This window comes from Rhodococcus sp. MT28 (assembly GCF_058792695.1).
This window is the reverse complement of sequence record NZ_JBXAFD010000013.1, coordinates 25,128-43,885: the sequence shown is the minus strand read 5'-3', so window position 1 is coordinate 43,885 and position 18,758 is coordinate 25,128. Positions and strand designations below refer to the sequence as shown.

At 61.4% G+C, this 18,758-nt stretch carries 12 protein-coding genes and 4 pseudogenes; 10 read left to right on the top strand and 6 right to left on the bottom strand.

All coding sequences use genetic code 11. The annotated features are described in order from the left end of the window. Positions 1–1,139 precede the first annotated feature (1,139 nt). Entirely contained in the window at positions 1,140–1,373 is a 234-nt protein-coding gene (locus AC1Q6C_RS29255; RefSeq protein WP_054827431.1) for an ANTAR domain-containing protein, read from the top strand. Positions 1,374–1,606: 233 nt separating this feature from the next. Continuing rightward, positions 1,607–2,272, top strand: coding sequence for a phosphate signaling complex protein PhoU (gene phoU, locus AC1Q6C_RS29250; RefSeq protein ID WP_047270619.1), 666 nt, complete (start codon positions 1,607–1,609; stop codon positions 2,270–2,272). A 272-nt stretch (positions 2,273–2,544) separates the two neighbouring features. Here the strand turns inward: phoU and AC1Q6C_RS29245 are convergent, their stop codons facing one another. Then, complete coding sequence (locus AC1Q6C_RS29245; RefSeq protein WP_155419211.1) at positions 2,545–2,712, bottom strand: hypothetical protein; 168 nt, start codon at positions 2,710–2,712, stop codon at positions 2,545–2,547. Between the two features lie 195 nt (positions 2,713–2,907). Beyond that, the gene (locus tag AC1Q6C_RS29240) at positions 2,908–4,923 is read right to left on the bottom strand and encodes a heavy metal translocating P-type ATPase (RefSeq protein ID WP_047270622.1); all 2,016 of its coding nucleotides are present in this window, start codon (positions 4,921–4,923) and stop codon (positions 2,908–2,910) included. A 101-nt stretch (positions 4,924–5,024) separates the two neighbouring features. Here AC1Q6C_RS29240 and AC1Q6C_RS29235 point away from each other — a divergent pair, with 101 nt between their 5' ends. From AC1Q6C_RS29235 to ccsA, 8 genes and pseudogenes are all read left to right on the top strand, one after another. Then, positions 5,025–5,387, top strand: coding sequence for an ArsR/SmtB family transcription factor (locus AC1Q6C_RS29235; RefSeq protein ID WP_047270658.1), 363 nt, complete (start codon positions 5,025–5,027; stop codon positions 5,385–5,387). A 250-nt stretch (positions 5,388–5,637) separates the two neighbouring features. Continuing rightward, a pseudogene (locus AC1Q6C_RS29230) lies at positions 5,638–6,081 on the top strand (DUF8832 domain-containing protein); the annotation flags it as partial. An 84-nt stretch (positions 6,082–6,165) separates the two neighbouring features. Then, entirely contained in the window at positions 6,166–6,489 is a 324-nt protein-coding gene (locus tag AC1Q6C_RS29225) for a DUF8832 domain-containing protein (protein WP_134929860.1), read from the top strand. 255 nt (positions 6,490–6,744) lie between these two features. Next, a complete protein-coding gene (locus AC1Q6C_RS29220) occupies positions 6,745–8,367 on the top strand; it encodes an NlpC/P60 family protein (RefSeq protein WP_081377629.1) in 1,623 nt (540 codons plus the stop codon). Between the two features lie 132 nt (positions 8,368–8,499). Beyond that, positions 8,500–9,188: pseudogene (locus AC1Q6C_RS29215) on the top strand (cytochrome c oxidase subunit I); the annotation flags it as partial. 205 nt (positions 9,189–9,393) lie between these two features. Beyond that, positions 9,394–10,570: pseudogene (locus AC1Q6C_RS29210) on the top strand (IS3 family transposase). 314 nt (positions 10,571–10,884) lie between these two features. Next, on the top strand, positions 10,885–11,361 hold the full coding sequence (locus AC1Q6C_RS29205; protein ID WP_047270626.1) for a hypothetical protein: 477 nt from the start codon (positions 10,885–10,887) through the stop codon (positions 11,359–11,361). Between the two features lie 115 nt (positions 11,362–11,476). Next, a pseudogene (gene ccsA / locus AC1Q6C_RS29200) lies at positions 11,477–11,653 on the top strand (cytochrome c biogenesis protein CcsA); the annotation flags it as partial. 755 nt (positions 11,654–12,408) lie between these two features. Here ccsA and AC1Q6C_RS29195 read toward each other — a convergent pair. The 4 genes from AC1Q6C_RS29195 to AC1Q6C_RS29180 form a co-directional block, all read right to left on the bottom strand. After that, positions 12,409–13,095: a DUF305 domain-containing protein gene (locus AC1Q6C_RS29195; protein WP_047270628.1), complete on the bottom strand. Its 687-nt coding sequence runs from the start codon at positions 13,093–13,095 to the stop codon at positions 12,409–12,411. Positions 13,096–13,133: 38 nt separating this feature from the next. After that, the gene (locus AC1Q6C_RS29190; RefSeq protein ID WP_064113088.1) at positions 13,134–15,596 is read right to left on the bottom strand and encodes a heavy metal translocating P-type ATPase; all 2,463 of its coding nucleotides are present in this window, start codon (positions 15,594–15,596) and stop codon (positions 13,134–13,136) included. Positions 15,597–15,955: 359 nt separating this feature from the next. Beyond that, positions 15,956–18,259, bottom strand: coding sequence for a heavy metal translocating P-type ATPase (locus AC1Q6C_RS29185; RefSeq protein ID WP_182262739.1), 2,304 nt, complete (start codon positions 18,257–18,259; stop codon positions 15,956–15,958). Between the two features lie 48 nt (positions 18,260–18,307). Continuing rightward, positions 18,308–18,652, bottom strand: a complete 345-nt coding sequence (locus AC1Q6C_RS29180) for a heavy-metal-associated domain-containing protein (RefSeq protein WP_231915845.1) — start codon at positions 18,650–18,652, stop codon at positions 18,308–18,310. Between the last annotated feature and the right edge of the window lie 106 nt (positions 18,653–18,758).

Here is an 18,758-nt window from a genome sequence, read left to right as displayed (position 1 = left end):
GACGAGTGAGAGCGAGCTTTCGGTGCAACTGCGAGATTGGGCCGTGCATCATTGCAGGACCATATGTGCTCTACCCAACCGATGGGGCGCTGACGCCGGGAGGGCAGTCTCGACGACCATACAAGGCAGAGGACCGATGAGACCGGTAGATGCCGGCGCCCGCTCCCGGACGTGTACGACTAGGCCGTACGCTTCGCGGGCGGTCGAGGTGAGGTTTGTCCTGTTTGCCGTGGTGCTTTGCCCCACTCTCCTCATTTCGGAAAATGCTGCCATGCACTCGCGAGTGAAACGCGACGCGATCGCACGGGTACGTGCTGAGCACACGTCGACACCATCAATCCATGTCTGCCACCATGGGGGTCGCGTAGACGAGTGTGTGTTCTAGGCGTTGCCCCCGGCCAGGCGTTGCGGCAAGATCGAAGGTTCCTAGGCGCTGTCCGGGGTGAAATTCTTCTGTACCCATGTTTTCGGCGGCCGAGCGAGGGTATGTGTTTTCGCCAGTTGGGGGGACACAGTTCCACCGTGGTTCACCAGGTCAGGGTGAGACGTCCGACCTGATGGGCCGTGCGGCCCGGTGTCAGGGTCGACGGGCGCGCAGTCAGAGGCGGCCCACCGAATTTTCGGCCTGCGCGACATCGCGTTCGGTGGGCCGAGTGCAACGCCACGTCGGGATGGTGCTGCATTGATCGACTGTAGCGAAAGCATTGTCTGCGTTCGACTCCTGACGTTTCCGCTCGGACAGATCCGCCCTGTGAAGATGCAGTCCGCGAAGGTGGGTGTGGTGGCGTAGCGGAGAGTATTGGGGGAGGGGTGATGTCGGAGGTGCTGGGCGTATTCGGGTGATGCGCCGGGTCCGCTTTCTTGCTGTTGAAGTTCGGTGTTGATGCGGCGGGCTTCCGCGAGTTGGTCTTCGAGGAAGATAATGCCTCACGCCTCGTAGAGGGCGGTGCCGGCGGCGACCAGTTTGGGCCGTTCAGTAGTAGACATCGCATCGTCGACACAAATGGTGTGACGAGATCGGTGAATCGTGGTGGGCGACAGCATCCTCGGCGGCAACGACGAAGTAATCGGTAGTGCCGGTCTTTACATAGACGTCACCGAAACGCTCGACCGCATGGGTCAGGGAGTCGGTCGACGAGTTGGTCGATGAGATCAGTAGCTCCCGTGGAGCGATCGAGCAGGCCAAAGTGATGCTGATGATCGTGTACGGAATTTCCGCGGAGCGGGCCTTCGACATTCTCATCTGGCGCTTGGAGCAGAAGAACGTCAAACTCCGCCAGGTGTCCGAGCAGTTGAGCGCCCGTGTTCGCGCAGACTTCGCTCTACTCGGTGGGTTGCGTTCGCAATTCGATCAGCTGCTGCTCGGTTTGTGACCGATGACAGACTGAATCGCGTTGTGGTCGGCACCTGCGGCTGACTGCTTAACCACAGGCACCTCGCCGACAGCACCCATTACGGCTGTCGGCTTCAATCCATTTCTACCCGTCACCGGCGGGCACAGAAACGGTATTGCCCGGACGGAGGCCGAGAAGAGGCGCAATGGACCCGATGCCCCGGATCGAACTGAAGACGAAACAACCGCTGGGTACACATCTAGGGTGATGAGATGCGCACACATTTCGCCGACAGCCTCGACGACCTCTCGTGTGGCCTGGCGTCGATGTGCGGGCTCACCGTGACAGCGATGTCGGAGGCAACGGCAGCCCTCCTCGATGCCGACCTTCGCACCGCCGAGCGAGTACTCGACGCGAACACCGACCTCGAGCGGGCCGCCTCCGACTGGGAACACAAGTCATTCTCACTTCTCGCCTTACAAGCCCCTGTGGCACATGACCTCCGATTTACCGTTGGCGGTTTGCACATCGCCGCAAGTCTGCAACGTATGGGCGCACTGGCCGTCCACATCGCCAAGATCGCGCGCCTGCGCCACCCGACGTCGGCCGTACCGCCCGAAGCGCGGGCAGTCGTAGCGGACATGGGAAGGACAGCAGTGGCTCGGGCGACCGAAACCCAGGTAATACTGCGGCACGTCGATTCTGCTCACGCGCAAGAGCTTGTGGCCGCCGACACGGTCATGGACGAACTGCACCGGCGCCTGTTCACCGTCACCCAAGCCCAACAATGGCCGCACGGAGTGCAAGCTGCTGTCGACATCACCCTGCTCGGACGGTTCTACGAACGATTCTGCGACCACACTGTGGAAATCGGACGACGCATCATCTTCCTCGAAACCGGTCGACTCCCCGCCCGACCCGACGCGCTCCTTCCGTAGGTTGAAGCTTGCCGGGATGTCAGGAGGGGAGATGACGCATTCCGGCCCCGATGTGGAAGCCGGCTGTCTGGTCAGTCGGAAGACGTGGACAGTGTGATGAGATCCGATTTGGTGTTGCGTTGGGAGTTCGATTCTCGCGCCCGACCTTGGCTGCACGACGTCGCCTCTCCCGAGGAAGGATCTTGACCCCACGTCCGTGGTCCCGCTCGTGGTTGCGAGATGAGATGCAGCACGAGTGTATCGGCGGTGAGCATGGTCGATGCCGTGCCGGGCTACTGTGCGGCGTTCTCCGAATTGAGTCGACTGATCTCCGCGCGCATGCGTCGCATCGGTCGGTCAACTCGGCTCTTTCTCTCGTTGCCCGCGGTCATCAGTCCAATTATGGCGGCCATTCCTGCTGGAATTCCGAGAACTACGACGAGGAACGGCGCCAAGCTCATGGAGTTCTCCTATGCTCGGATCGAGCGGTCTGGGACAGTGTCGATCAACAACCTACTATCGTCAATAGTAGATTGCTCATGGCGGGTGGTCCATTGACGGCGTCCCGCGGCAAAACTCGCGGGTTCCCTTCGCCACTACGTAGCGCGCAGGCAATCGAAGGCGGACGACCTTTGCTTGGGAGATGTACCTCTTCTCTAGATGGATCGAGCCCGGCGCCACCCGAGGTTGCCTGTCTCGTAGCGCCACGCGCGTTGGGAAAGTAGTCGCATTCCGTTGAGTCCGACGATGACGGTGGAGCCTTCGTGTCCGGCGACGCCGAGGGGTAACGGTAAGTGCCCGAACAGGTCCCACAGGACGAGGGTGGTGATGAAGGTGGCGGCGATCGCGAGGTTGGCGATCACGATGCGCCGGGCACGGCGTGAGAGGGCGATCACGCGCGCGATGGTGGCGAGTTCGTCACGGACGATGACGGCGTCGGCGGTGTCGAGTGCGAGGTCGGATCCGGCGCGGCCCATGGCGATGCCGGTGTGCGCGGCGGCGAGTGCGGGGGCGTCGTTGACACCGTCACCGACCAGTAGCACTTTCGCGCCGCTGCGTTCGAGGTCGGCGACGGCGGTGACCTTGTCCTCGGGGAGGAGTCCGGCTCGCATGTCGGTGATCCCGACCTGTGCGGCGAGCGCAGCGGCGGCGCGGGGATTGTCGCCGGTCAGTAGAACCGGAGTGTGTCCGGTGAGGGTGGTCAGTTCGTCGACGACGTCGCGGGCGCCGTCGCGGAGTTGATCGGCCAGTCCGAGTACTCCGATCGGTGCGGCGTCGACAATCACCACGATCGCGGTCTTTCCGCCGGCTTCCATTTCGGCGGCCGCAGACATCGCTTGCGCCGTGGCACGGTCCGCGATCGCGGCCGACGCCGCTGGAAGCAGGTGTGCGGGGCTGCCGACCTGAATCCGGCGACCGTTCAGGCGTGCTCGCACTCCCCGGCCGGGGGCGGAGTCGAACTCTTCGACAGGGGGCACCTGCAACCCGCGTTGGCGGGCAGCGGCGACGACCGCGTCAGCGAGCGGGTGCTCACTGGGATGCTCGGCCGCGGCGGCGAACGTGAGCAGCTCGTCGGCGGCGAGGTTCGCCCCGCTCATCGGCCGGATGTCCGTCAGGGCCGGGGACCCCTTGGTGAGGGTTCCGGTTTTGTCGAATGCGACGGTGGTGACCGAACCGAGCTGCTCCATCACGACGGCGGATTTGACCAACACGCCGTTGCGGCCGGCGTTGGCCATCGCCGCCAGTAGCGGCGGCATCGTGGCCAGCACGACTGCGCACGGGGAGGCGACGATCATGAACGTCATCGCTCGCAGCAGCGACGGTTGCAGGGCGCCGCCGAGCGCGAACGGGATGAAGAACACTGCGAGGGTCGCGGCCACGACTCCGACCGAGTAGTACTGCTCGACCTTCTCGATGAACAGCTGCGACTTCGCTTTGGTGGCGGACGCTTCTTCGACCATCGCCACGATCCGCGCGACGACCGTCTCCGATGCCGCGTGATCGATCCGGATTCGCAGAGTGCCGGTCCCGTTGAGGGTTCCGGCGAACACCTCGTCATCGCGATGTTTTGCCACTGGTAGGGGTTCTCCTGTGATCGAGGCCTGATCGACATCGCTGCTTCCGGAGATGATCCGGCCGTCGCCGCCGATCCGCTCGCCCGGCCGGACGACGATCACATCACCTGCCGTCAACGACGCCGCATCCACCATGGTTTCGTGCCCGTCAGGGCCGATGACGGTGGCACGTTCGGGAGCAAGATCGAGCAGGCTGCGCACCGAGTCGGCGGTGCGCTGGGTCAGGAATGCTTCCAACGCGCCGGAGGTGGCGAAGATGACGATCAGCAGGCCGCCGTCGAGGACCTGGCCGATCGCCGCGGCGCCGATCGCGGCGACGATCATGAGCAGGTCGACGTCGAGGGTTTTCTCTCGAAGCGCCTGCAAGCCCGCCAGTGCGGGCTCCCACCCGCCGGTGACGTAGCAGCCCAGATACAGCGTCCACCACAGCCAGGTCGGGGCACCGCCGAACTGAGCGGCAAGCCCGAGGACGAACAGCCCGGTCGCGATGGCTGCCCACCGCACTTCCGGGAGTGCGAACGGCCGGGTGCGGACGGCGGTTGCGGCCCGGGGCGCCGCGGGCTCGGTGTGTGGATCGCTGCGTACAGGGGTGGTCATGGCACGGCTTCCGGCTGGGGGCAGGGGGGTAGGAACGAACGCCACGATACAGGAAAACATGAAGACCTCTTCATGTAATCATGATGGGTAAGATGCTTCACATGGGTCACGGAGTCGAAGGCACGTCCACACCGCCCGCGCAGCTCGATGCGGAGTCGGCCGCGACGGTGGCTGCCACGTTGCAGGCGTTGGCGACGCCGAGTCGACTGCGGATGTTGACTCGGCTGCGGCACGGGGCGTGTTCTGTGGGTGACCTGGTGGAGGCGGTGGGGATGGAGCAGTCCGCTGTCTCGCATCAACTGCGACTGCTGCGTGCGATGGGGTTGGTGACGGGGACGCGGCAGGGCCGCAACGTCGTGTACAGCCTGTACGACAATCATGTGGCGATGCTTCTCGACGAAGCGGTCTATCACATCGAACATCTCGGGCTCGGAATCGCCGACGACCCGATCCCTGCCCTGTAAAGAGCTCACCCCATATGTGGCCAATCGACGCCGGAGTCCCTCGGCGGCGCGTCCGACGACCAGGTGATCAGTGCGTGCGGCGACACACTCGCTGAAGCTCATGCTGCAGTGGTGTTACCAACCTCGATCTACTCGCTGGGGCGAGATGAATGTGTTGATCAATCGGCAATCTCCTGATCGGGCTACCCTTCATTTCGACCCCTGACATCTCCTCCCTTGGTCGGTGGAACAAAGAAAGCGATCCAACCCGATGGATATTCGCAGTCTGCCTCGGTACATGACGGTGGCGGCTGTGGTCGCCGCCGCCGTGACATCACTCACGGCCTGCACGAACAGCGGTACCGATAGTGCGGAGCCTTCCCTTCAGTCATCGTCGAGCAAGGCCGGCGAACCCTCGGCAGTGATGAATGGGCTCGAGTCCAGCACCTCCGATATGGCGCTGATTACTGATGATTCGATGATTCCCGCCGGTCAAGCCACGACGTGGAGATTCCGAATCGACGATTCAGGGGGTGGCGCGGTAACCGAGTACGAGGCAGAGCAAGGCCAGCTCATGCATCTGTATTTCATTCGGGATGACTCGACGAGATTCGCGCATCTGCATCCGATCATGGCTGGCGACGGCACGTGGAGCGCCCCGATCTCAGGCCTCGTACCCGGGAGATACCGCGTATACGCCCAGTTTAGGGCTCTTAGCGGGAAAACCTCTGAAACGCAGGTGCTTTCGCAGCTGGTCACAGTTCCTGGGGAGGGGACTCCGGAAAGGCTTCCACACGCCATGCCGTCGACCTCGGTCGACGGCTACACGCTCACGGTCGCGGGGAAACTCACACCCGGCCAGTCGGGAGAGCTCACGGTGGACATTGCCGGAGGCGACGAGCAGGGATCCGACGTGCAGCGCTACGAGGGCGCCTATGTCCATGTCACTGCAATCCATGCACAGACTCTCGCCTTTGCTGATCTGACGCCACTGGACAGCGATCAGCGAGGTCCGGAATTCGATGTACCTGCGAAACTCTCGAAATCCGGCGACTGGCGACTGTTCATCGAGTTCCAGACAGGAGGCCAGTTGCACACCGCGGCGATCACCATCGCTCTGTAACGAACCTTCAGCAGGCGCAATGACAATCGGGATGTGCCCGCCGGCGCCTCGTGCGTGCACCCGACATTCCTGAGCAAGGCGGGGTGGCGATTCCACGCAGCGGGTGCGAACGGTCCCGAGGTCAGGAGCATTGCCGTTCTGGTCCAATCCGGTACGACAGCACGGTTAGCCGATCTGTGGTGCGCGAGGGAAACATGTGACGCTTTTTGTCATATGGGGCAGTTGATGATGTTTATCTACTATTGTCCTTAGTACATGGGTGTCGAGCGCAGTTTGAGTCGTCGAGGACGAGGGGTGTTTGTGAGGCAACGGAATCGACTCACGCATGCTCGCACGAGAGTCGCTCACGCCGTCCTTGGTCTGGCTCTCGCCGGATCGATCGTCGCAACCACTCCCGGTATCGCGATGGCGGTTCCGCCGCCGCCACCGAATCCGAGCGATACCGAGTTGCAACAGGCAGACTCACGCGTGGATCAAACTCTGGGCCGTATCGGCGATCTGATCAACGACGTTGCGTCGGCGAATGCGCAACTCGCTGAGATCGCCGCCCAGGTTGCGATCAAGCGGGAGGACGTGAACAAGGCGTTGGTGGACCTTCAGTCATCCCGTGATGTCGCGGTGGCCGCCACTGCTGCTGGGGCAGCTGCACGCACCGACATGGGAGTGGCTGGGCAGGCAATCGAGGTGGCGCAACAGCAGTTCGACGATTTCGTTGCCGCCAGCTACAGACAAGGCAGCACCGCCGGCTCGCTGACCGTCTTCCTCGGAAGCGACAGCCCCGACGATCTCTTGGCCAAAGCTGACCTGGTGCGGATGATTACGAAGAAGCACAACGCGGTCATGGACGAGCTTCAGCGCGCACGAACGGCGCGATCGAACACGGAGTCTGTGGCACGGGCGGCCCAGGCGACCGCCGACGCTGCTGCAGCCAGAGCAGAAGACAACAAAGCCCTCGCAATGGAAGCAATCCAGCGCGTGACGGATGCGCAGAAGTCGGCAACAGAGCAACAGGCAGTGGTCATGAAGGAGCGCGATTCCGCGCAAATCGAGTTGGAGGCAGCGAGAAACAGCGCGACGGGATTGCAGAACCAGCGTCAGGTCTACGACCAGTGGGATACTCAGCGCAGAGCAGAGGAAGCAGCTACCGCTGCGGCGATCGCCGCAGCGCAGCAAGCAGCATCGGAAGCTGCGACCCGGGTTGCTGCGGATCAAATTGCACGTGATCGCGCCGCGGACATTGCCAGCAGACAGCGTCCGCATACCCAGATCAGCGATGATTCCTCGGAGACGAAGGTGCCGTCGGTGACGACTACGCCGTCACCGTCTGCTGCTTCTACAAGGGCTCCCACGTCGGTGACGGCTACGCCGTCACCGCCTGCTTCTCCAACCAAGGCTCCGTCGGTTACGACGGAGCCCGGAGGTGGCGTGAGTGACGACGGTCAGAATTCGGTCACCGGTGACGGTGCCATCGAAACTGTCATCGACCGGGCAATGTCGCAACTCGGTGTCCGCTATTCGTGGGGAGGCGGAGACGCAAACGGGCCGACCGTCGGAATTCGTGACGGCGGAGTCGCGGACACTTTCGGTGATTTCGAAAATGCAGGCTTCGACTGTTCCGGAATCATGATCTATGCGTTTGCTGGTGTGGGAATCTCACTTCCGCACTACTCCGGGTACCAGTACACCGCGGGAAGGCAGGTTCCAGCCTCTCAGATGAAGCGAGGGGATCTGATCTTCTACGGGCCCAACGCAAGTCAGCACGAGGCGCTCTACCTTGGCAACAATCAGATGCTTGAATCCCCGCAGTCCGGCGATGTGGTCAAGGTTTCCCCGGTGCGTTGGGACGGCATGGTGCCCAATGTGACCAGGCTTCTCTAGCTCTTCTCCGTCGGCGGTACGGTTGGCTTCAGAGGTCGGCGAAAATCGTTGCGTACGTCTGTCTCCATAAGAGTTTCGCCGGGCGTGCGCGCGGACATGTGGGGATCGTGGGGTTGGCGTTATCGGGATTGGTGGAAGGGGCAATTGACTTTCGAGTCGCCGATGCTGTTCTCGATCAGTTTCTTGATCACCTTCTTAGTCGATGGTCTTTCGGAGGTGCTTCTGGCCAGACCACCGTTCGATTTTCAGGTCACCGACAGTTACTTCGGCGTGGCACATTTTCACTACGTGGTCTTCGGTACGGTTGTGTTCACCACGTACGCGCGGATCTACTTCTGGTTCCCTAAGATGACTGGCCGAGTGATGGATGAGTGGCTGGGCAAATGGCATTTCTAAGCGGCGTTCGCGGATTCCACATGACCTTCCTCGTGCAGCACTGGCTCGGCGTCGAGGGGATGCCGCGCCGCTAAGCGGATTACCTACCTTTGGACGACTTTGCGGTACTGAACTCCATCTCGACCGTAGAGTCCTTCGTCTTGGGTGCATTCACCATTCACCTTGCCGTTCATCTGGAACGTCTTCAGGAGCTACAGATTTGGTGAAGTCGTCACGGTCGACGATCCGTGGGGCAATGGCAATTCTCTCGAGTGGGCGACCAGCTGTCCGCCGCCACGCCACAACTTCACCGAGCCCCTATCCGCTCCGAGTGTCCGGCGTTCGAGATGCACCACCCACACATGGTGGAACGGATTCGGGCTGAAGCTCACACCGGAAGGTTCCATCCCACAACGAGCACACTGGCGGGAAACGGATCCGAGTGAGCCGTGTCGTCCGCAAACTACGTGTACGCAATATATGTCGCACGTATGACGGGAAGAAGTGAGGACACGAAGTCGCCATGAGTTCGTTCCCAATTTCGGTGATGACTGTGCCGGCGACGGATGAGACTGGCATGACCCCCATCAAGTGACCCGCAAGCTATGAGAATCCTTCCGCCCTGATCAAGGGCATGAAAGGCTGCAACTCATGGCTGGACGCAAACGGCACACGCCCGAACAGATCATCCGAAAACTGCGCCACGGCGACGAACTTGCCGCCACAGGCGCCGACGTCGAGGAAATCGCCCGACAACTCGACGTCTCGGTGCCGACGCTCTACAACTGGCGCAAGCAGTATGGCGGCATGAAAGCCGACGACGCCAAAGAGTTCAAAGAACTCAAGAACGAGAACGCCCTGCTCAAGAAGCTCCTCGCCGAAGCCGAACTCGAAAAGGCTGCACTCAAGGAGATTGCTCGGAAAATTCTGGGTCAGGCCGTTCCGTCAACGGGTTGATTCCATTATCACTGGAAAATTCTGAGCCTGACCGCCAAACGAAACGCTGTCGTCATGCTCCAGGAAACGATGGGGCTCTCACAGCGTTTCGCCTGCAAAATCGTCGGGCAACCGCGATCCACCCAACGAAAAGCGCTTGCGAGAGACACCCCGGACGATCCGGACGCCGATCTGCGGAAGTGGTTGCGAGACTGGGCCAAAGCGAATGCCCGCAAGGGGTTTCGTCGGGCGTGGGCGGACTTGCGTGCCATGGGCTGGGTGATTAACAAAGAAGAAGGTTCAGCGTCTCTGGCGCGAGGAAGGGTTGCGGGTGAAGGTCCGCAAAATCCGCAAACGAGCCGACGCTTCGACCACCCCGATTGCCGAGGCACATGCACCGAAGGTGGTGTGGGCGATCGACTTCCAGTTCGACTTCACCACCGACGAACGGAAGTTCAAGATCGCGTCAATGGTGGACGAGCATTCGCGCCAGTCGGTGCTCAACATGGTCGAGGGATCCATCCCGGCAGAGGATCTCGTCGCCGCCCTGGAGAAAGTGTTCGCGCTCTGGGGCGGCCCGCCACAGGTGTTGCGGTGCGACAACGGACCCGAATTCATCTCCGAGGCGTTGCGGACGTTCTGCGAGGACCGACTGGGAATCGGATATGTTCCCCCTGGTCAGCCGTGGAAGAACGGCTACATCGAATCCTTCAACAACCGAGTCCGTGACGAATGCCTGAACATGAACGAGTTCCACAGCCTCCTCGAAGCCCGGGTGGTCATCGAGGACGGGAAGGAGGACTACAACACCCGACATCGGCATTCATCGCTGGCTTACCGCACTCCGAATGAGTACAGCTGCCAGCTGTATTCACACGCATTGATTCTCTGATAGCGAGTGGCTCACCAAACGGGGTCCTACCAAGACGACAGCCGCACTGACCGATTCGTTGTTACGCGAACTCTTACCGCGCTCACGTTTGTCGGTGCGGGCCTCGGTTGCCCTGCCTCGACGCTGCGCAAACTCCCGCTGTCCCGCGCATCGTATTCGATCGCCGTGGAGACTTCGCTTTCACACACGTGCACCTCGGTGATACCCCTGTCGGGTGGGATGCAAGTCGTTGAAGGATTGCCGTTTCCGGTCGTCTCATACAGTGAACTACTATCTCTTTTAGTAGTTCACTGTATGAGGGAGGGACATCGGCGATGACGAATTGGTCGCTCTGGCGTTGGATTACTGCGTCGGCAGGTGCGGTGGCAGCAGCGCTCATCGTCGGCGTCCCCACCGGGATAGTGCCGACTTCGTTCTACCAGCGGATGACTCCGGTGCTGTGGTGGAACTATCCGGTGTGGATCGCGAACGCGATATTGAGTGGATTGATACTCGCGACGTATGTGCGAACGCAATCCAGTTCTGCAGCACCCTCGCGCGTGGGCATTGGCAGCAATGCGCTGGCTCTGTTGGCCGTCGGCTGTCCGGTGTGCAACAAATTGGTGATCATGACTGTCGGTGTGACGGGTGCGTTGAATCTGTGGGCACCGATACAACCGGTCCTGGGGCTGATTTCACTGGCTTTGATGGCGGGCGCGTTTCGGCAGCGGTTGAAAGGTGAGCGGGCGTGCGGAGTGCGTACTTGTGTGTCGAAGGACTCGATCGGTACTGCGGTCCCCGAACGCTCCTAGTGCGCGATTGGATGTTGTCAAGAAGGATGGGACCCCAAGGAAACGGTCTCCTGTTGACGACGGTTGAAAACTAGTCCAGAAACGACGGGTGGTCTAGTTTTCAACCGTCGTTCACATCTCCTTCATCGCTTGGGTGATCTACGCCGCCTCTCTGCACGCGCGTGCTACTTCTGGTTGGCGCGATACCCGTGCCGCCTGGATAATCATTGCCGGTTTCGTCGCAATGCTGTTCAATCTCTTCATCATCAAGATGGATGTCTCCGGCCTCCATTCGTACGCGGGACTCAACTGAGAGCGAGCGGGTGAGAGTGGCGCGGGGGCATATGGATCAGGGGAGCCCCGCGCCTGCATGCCGGGGGAGTGGCGCAGCCATTCTGATGTGAGTGTGTGAACGTGGTGATCAAACTTGTCAATCATGCGCACTTCCTGCCCTTGCAAGGCGGAAGCCGTTGTGGCGCCGCGTCAGGGAGTTTCTTTTCCCGACATCCTGCGCGACACTCGAGTTCATCGTGTATCAGTGTCAACCTGATGTGGTCGCACCTGCTCAATACCGGCTGGCTTTCGAGTCGGTACGCCTCCGCGATCAACTCGGAGTCGGTCATCCCCCGCCGAACGTCCTGCATCATGACCTCCATGTCGTCTGTTCTCGTTTGCGTACCCGGCCTGTCCCTCGTTAATCGATGGGCTCGGTTTGCGCCTGGACCTGATTGATGCAAATAGATCGGTTCGGTTCAGGCGTGGGTTTTTGTGCACCCGTTCCTACCTCGTGCTGGTGGGTATCCCACGGAGCCTGACCAGAATGTTGAGCCCGACGAATGTGACCGCGCACGCAGGACGGCGCGTGCGGATCTCGGGATATCTTCGGGTGTAATTACCAAACCCTCCAACAAATGAGGTTGCCTCGATAGTGTTCGGTGTCCTCCGGGGTATTGACCTGTCGCCTAGAAGGCTCGGTGCCTCTGCCGAGGTCAATTGTCAAGCAGAGACACCGAGCCGCGTGCGCTCACATCCGACTGAAATCTGAGCAATGAACGCCGGAAGTCGTGATCACAGCGTGGCGAGAATGCCTTCCATCGTGGTGATTTCCTGGTTTTGCGCGCTGATGATGGTCTGCGCCATGGAGATAGCTTCGGGATACTGTCCGGAATCAACTTCAGTTTGCGCCATTGCGACAGCTCCGCGGTGATGGTCGATCATCTGAGCGAGGAACAGTTTCGCGGCATCGGTTCCCTGTGCATTCTGCAGCGCGGTCATGTCATCGGCGGACATCATCCCCTCCATCATTCCCGGCGTCATCCCCATGCTCTCTGAGGGCATCGGCATGTTCATGCTGGTAGAGGGTGTCATGCCTTCCATGCTGTGGGAGGTGGTCGGCATATTCATGCCAGAGGAGGACGAACTCTGTCCCCAGCTGGTCAACCAGGCCTGCAGCTGCTCGATTTCTGGGGCTTGCGCTGCCTTGATCTGTTCTGCCAACGTCGTCACTCGGGGGTCGATACCGTCTTTGGAGAGGAGCATGTCGCTCATCTGGACGGCCTGACTGTGATGCGGGATCATCTGCTCGGCGAATGTCACATCTGCCTGATTGTGAGTGCTCGCGTTCGCCGATGAACTGGATTCGGCACTCATTGACGTTGGCGTGGAGGTAGTTTCATCGGTATTGGAGCTGTTACATGCGGTGAGGACGAATAGTGCTGCAGTTGCTGCAGCACTGATTGCGAGGACCTTCTTCATATCGGGGAATCCCTTTCGCTGGGAGATCGGTTGTCGGGTCATGAGACGTTCTGTGAGGTGGACTTCGTAGTGCTGGGTGAAGGCCGGTGTTGATCTGGGGGAGAAGGGAGGCGTAGCCGCTTCAGCAGTAGTGCATTGACTGCGACGATGAAGCTGGACCCGGACATCGACAGCGCCGCGATCTCGGGGCGAAGTACAAGTCCGAGGGAGGGTTCGAAGACTCCAGCGGCGATGGGGAGGGCGATGACGTTGTACCCGACTGCCCATCCGAGGTTCTGTCTCATCTTGCGGAGGGTGCCTCGCCCGATTTGTAGAGCGACCGGTACGTCGAGTGGGTCCGACCGCATCAGCACGAGGTCCGCTGTTTCGATTGCGACGTCGGTACCTGCGCCGATGGCGATACCGAGGTCCGCTTGTGCGAGCGCGGGAGCATCGTTGACTCCGTCCCCGACCATCGCAACCTTTTTGCCGGCATTTTGCAGCTCGACGATCTTGGCGGCTTTGTCGCCGGGGAGCACTTCCGCGATGACGGTATCGATACCGAGCTGGCCCGCGATGCGCTGTGCGGTGGCTTCGTTGTCGCCGCTGAGCATGACGACTTCGACGCCCAAGTCGTGCAGCGCCGCCACTGCGGCGGCGGAAGTCTCTCGGACAGCGTCGGCGAGTGCGATCACCCCGACGCCCTGTCCGTCGACGGCAACGAGTACTGCTGTGCGCCCGCTGGCCGCGAGGTCGTCGCGTGTACCCATCAATGTGCCGAAGTCGACGTTTTCGGCGATCATCAGTTTGCGGTTGCCCACCGCCACTCGACGACCGTCCACCTCCGCAGCCGCACCATGACCTGGCACATTACGGAAATTTGTGAGGGGAAACTCCGGGGCGCCGCGTTCGGTCGCGTAGCGGACGATCGCGCCGGCGAGGGGGTGTTCGGACTCGCGTTCGACCGCCGCGACGAGGGAAAGGAGTTCATCGGTGCCGATACCGTCGACGACGACGTCGGTGACTTCGGGTTCACCCTTGGTGAGGGTGCCGGTCTTGTCCATCACTACCGTCTCGATGCGCGCCGAGGATTCCAGCGCGGTGGCATTTTTGAACAACACTCCTCGTTGAGCTCCGAGTCCGGTGCCGACCATGATGGCGGTGGGCGTGGCCAAACCGAGAGCGTCGGGGCAGGTGATGACAACGACGGTGATCGCGAACAGAAGCGCGGTCTGCACTCCTGCACCCGCCGCCCACCAGACGAGGAAGGTGCCGGTGCCGCCGATCAAAGCAACAAGGACGAGCCAGAACGCGGCCCGATCAGCGAACCGTTGCCCCGGCGCTTTCGAGTTCTGCGCTTCCTGGACCAACGCCACTATTTGGGACAGGGCGGTGTCGGCACCGACTTTGGTTGCTCGGACGCGAAGTGTGCCCGTCGTGTTGATGGACGCACCGATGACTGTGGATCCCGGTTCTTTGGACACGGGAAGGCTTTCCCCAGTCACCATCGACTCGTCGACTTCGGAAGTTCCGCTCTCGACCGTTCCATCGACCGGGACTTTGCCGCCTGGTCGGATCAGTAACAGGTCTCCGACGACAACGTCGGCGGTGGGAACTTCGACCGGTTCGCCGTCTCTCAACACGATTGCCAATGGCGGGGTCAGTTCGAGCAGTGTGCGAATCGCGTCGTTGGCTCCACCTCTGGCTCGCATCTCGAACCAATGTCCGAGCAGGACGAAGGCCGTCAGCACCGACGCGGCCTCGTAAAAGACCTCGCCGCCGCCGGTGAACGTGACGGCGACGCTGTAGAGCCAACCCGCTCCGACGGCGACGGCAACGAGGACCATCATGTCGAGGGTGCGGGCCTTCAGAGCCCGATAAGCGCCGTCGAAAAAGATCCAGGCCGAATAGAACACCACTGGCAAGCTCAGTATCAGGGTGAATACGTCGTCGCGGAGTCCGAACGGGGCGGGAACTGTGAATCCGAACATGTCGCGCCCCATCGGGGACCACAGCATGATCGGAATGGACAGAACGAGAGCGACGAGAAAGCGATTTCGCATGTCCCGGACCATGTCGTCCATCGACATTCCGGCGTGGGCGCCTCCGTGCCCCATCATGTCCTGTGCAGAGTGTTGAGCATGTGGTTCGTGCGCCGTGTGTTCGCCGTGAGGAGATTCTCCGGGGTGTTCGACCGGTGCGTCGGTTGACGCGCCGGCGTGGTCTGAATGAACGTGGTATTCAGAGGGCGCGGCGCTGGTGCTGTCGTTTGGTTCGGAGAGGGGGTCGCAACTGTGGGAGGGCACCGATCGCCCGGCGCAGTGATAGCCGCAGTCCCGGATCCATTGAGACAGTTCGGGTATCGAGGTTGCAGCCGGGTCGTAGGTGACCGTGGCAGTTTGGTTGAGGACGTTGGCCTCGGCAGAGACGACTCCGCGTCGGCGAAGGAGAGTTGATTCGACTGCGGCTTTCGATGTCGCCCACTGCAATCCTTGTACTTCGAGAACGGTGGTTCGATTCATCTCTGCGCCCTCTCGTTGTGACCGCCATTCTTGCGGCAGCGACTGTACGGATACCTCGGTGGCATGTTCCCGTGTTGTGGCAGATCGTCGGCACCTCTGGGCGTGATGTTGTGGGGTCCACGTGTGTCTCAATACTTGAGCCTGCCGGTGGCGGATATGCCTTGGTTAGCTGTTTGGTGAAGATTCGATGAAGGACCATGGTGTCCCCCGCAGTCGACGACTGCCCTCGTCCGCGATGGTGGTCGTCGTGGAGTGAAACCTTTGGATTCGTTGCGGGTGTAGTGGGACCTCGCCGCGCCTCGCATCCGAAGAGTTCAGGGCAGACGGCAATTACCGGGGCAATCGAATTCGGGACCAAGTCAGTGATCGGAGTTTGTGGCATGACTGGTGAATCGTCGTAGGCGCAAACTGTTCGTGACGACGAAGATGGAGCTGAAAGCCATGGCGGCGCCGGCGATCAGCGGGTTCAACAACCCCAGCGCCGCCAGAGGCAACGCCGCCACGTTGTAGGCGAAGGCCCAGAAAAGGTTCCCTTTGATGGTTTTCAACGTCGATCGCGACAGACGGATCGCATCTGCGGCGGAGCGCAGGTCGCCTCGGACAAGGGTGAGATCGGAGGCTTCGATGGCGACATCGCTGCCGGTGCCCATGGCCAGACCTAAGTCTGCTTGTGCCAGAGCAGCGGCGTCGTTGACGCCGTCACCGACCATAGCGACTGTGTACCCACGGCTTTGGAGGTCTTTGACGGCGTTGACTTTGTCCGCGGGCAAGACTTCGGCGATGACATCGGCGGCTTCGATCCCCACTTGTTTTGCGACGGCGACGGCGGCGCGAGCATTGTCGCCGGTCAGCAGGATGGGACGTAGTCCCAAGGTTCGGAATGCAGTGATGGCCTCTTTCGAGGTGTCCTTGACAGTGTCCGACACGACCACGATTCCGCGGATCGAACCGTCCCACGCAACCCACACCGGGGATTTTCCGTCGGCTTCCGCGGCGTGTGCGGCCACCTCCAGATTCTCGGGTGCGACGAGAGACCAGTCCTGCTCCAACCAGGTTCGCCGACCTATAGCAACGGCTCGGCCGTCTACGACACCGGAGACGCCTCGGCCGTCGTGGTTGGAGAAACCTTCGATTCTCGGCAACGATCGGCCGTCAGCTCGAGCTGCGAGAGTGATGGCCCGGGCGATCGGGTGTTCGGAGCCGTCCTCCAACGCTCCTGCGACAAAAAGCAATTCGTCGATATTCTCGCCATCTGCGGTCACTGTCGAATCGACACTCATGCGCCCGGTGGTGACGGTCCCGGTCTTGTCGAGCACGATGGTGTCGACCTGACGGGTGGATTCGAGAACCTGGGGGCCTTTGATGAGAATCCCCAACTGGGCGCCGCGGCCCGTTCCGACCATCAGAGCCGTCGGTGTGGCCAACCCCAATGCGCAGGGGCACGCGATGATCAGCACGGCAACGGCGGCGGTGAACGCCGCCACCATCGAGTGACCGGTCAAGAGCCACGCACCCAACGTCATCAGTGAGAGAACGATGACGACCGGGACGAAGATTCCGGAGATGCGGTCGGCGAGACGTTGGACCTGAGCCTTGCCGTTCTGTGCATCTTCGACCAGTCGTGCCATCTGAGCGAGCTGAGTGTCGGCGCCGATACGAGTTGCTCGAACGAGGAGTCGCCCTCCAGCGTTGACGGTGGCGCCGACAACGGCGTCGCCAGGGCGCACTTCCACTGGCACGGATTCGCCGGTCAGCATGGAGGCGTCCACCGCAGATGCGCCGTCGGTGACGATGCCGTCGGTCGCGATCTTTTCGCCGGGGCGGACGACGAAGATGTCACCGACCACCAATTGTTCGGTGGGAATTCGGATCTCGGTGCGTTCCCTCAACACCGCTACGTCTTTGGCTCCCATGTCCATCAGTGCGCGTAGGGCTGCACCCGACTGCTTCTTGGCGCGGGCTTCGAAATATCGCCCCGCGAGTATGAAGACGGTGACCGCAGCAGCGACTTCCAGATAGATGTGGTCCGCTCCGCCCTCCTGCTGTGGGAACAGACTGAACTCCATCTTCATGCCGGCCATTCCGGCGTGACCGAAGAACAACGCCCACAGTGACCACAGATAGGCCGCCGACACCCCCACCGAGATCAGAGTGTCCATCGTTGCCGCGCCGTGTCGAGCATTCGTCAGTGCAGCCCGGTGGAAGGGGAGTGCGCCCCAGACGACGACGGGGGAGGCAAGCGTCAAGGCCAGCCACTGCCAGTTCGTGAACTGCAATGGCGGGATCATCGACAATGCGACCACCGGCACAGTCAATGCGAGCGAGACGAGCAGCCGGGTCCGCAGTTGCGAAGCCTCGTCCTGGGTCCGAGTGTTCACCCCGTCGGTAGTGCCGACCTCCCCGGACGAGCCCTTGGGGGCAGGCAAGGTGGCGGTGTATCCCGTTGCCTCTACGGTGGAGATCAAGTCTTCAGGTGCTACCGCACCCGTGAAATCGACCTTCGCCTTTTCGGTCGCGTAGTTCACTGTCGCGGTGACGCCGTCGATCTTGTTGAGCTTCTTTTCGATTCGCGCGGCGCAGGAGGCGCAGGTCATGCCGCCGATGGCCAGTTCGACACTGTGTGCGGACTCGGCAGCGACGGTCGTGTTGTCCAGGGTGCTCATCAGATGTACCTCTCCTGACCTGCCTACGCTGGCGGTGTGGACGCCTGGTCAGATGTTCGCGAGATGATAGTTGCCGGCGTCGTCGAGAGCGGCAGCTACTTGTTCCTCGGTCAGCGGCGCTGAAGCTGTAACGGTCACGGTGGAGACTCCTCCGGCGACGAGATCGATATCCACCTCGCTCACTCCGGGGAGGGCGCGCAGCTCGTCCGTGACGGCGCCGACGCAATGCCCGCAGGTGAGACCGGTGACCGCGAAGGTGTTGTTGGTTGCAGACATGATGTCCTCCGTAGTGGTGGGCGCGGATGTGGTGGGTGATTTCTTCGTCGAGTTGCATCCACAGCCGCGTTGCGTCTTGTCGAGTAGATTCGGCTGCGAGTGGGTCTGACCGCTCATGATTCCCTTCCTGTCTGGTACCCCAGGGGGGTACCAGTTTCTACTATACTCGCGTTCGGAGAAGGTGAGTCAAGGCTGCGCCTCGACTACTTCCGTCGGACATTTG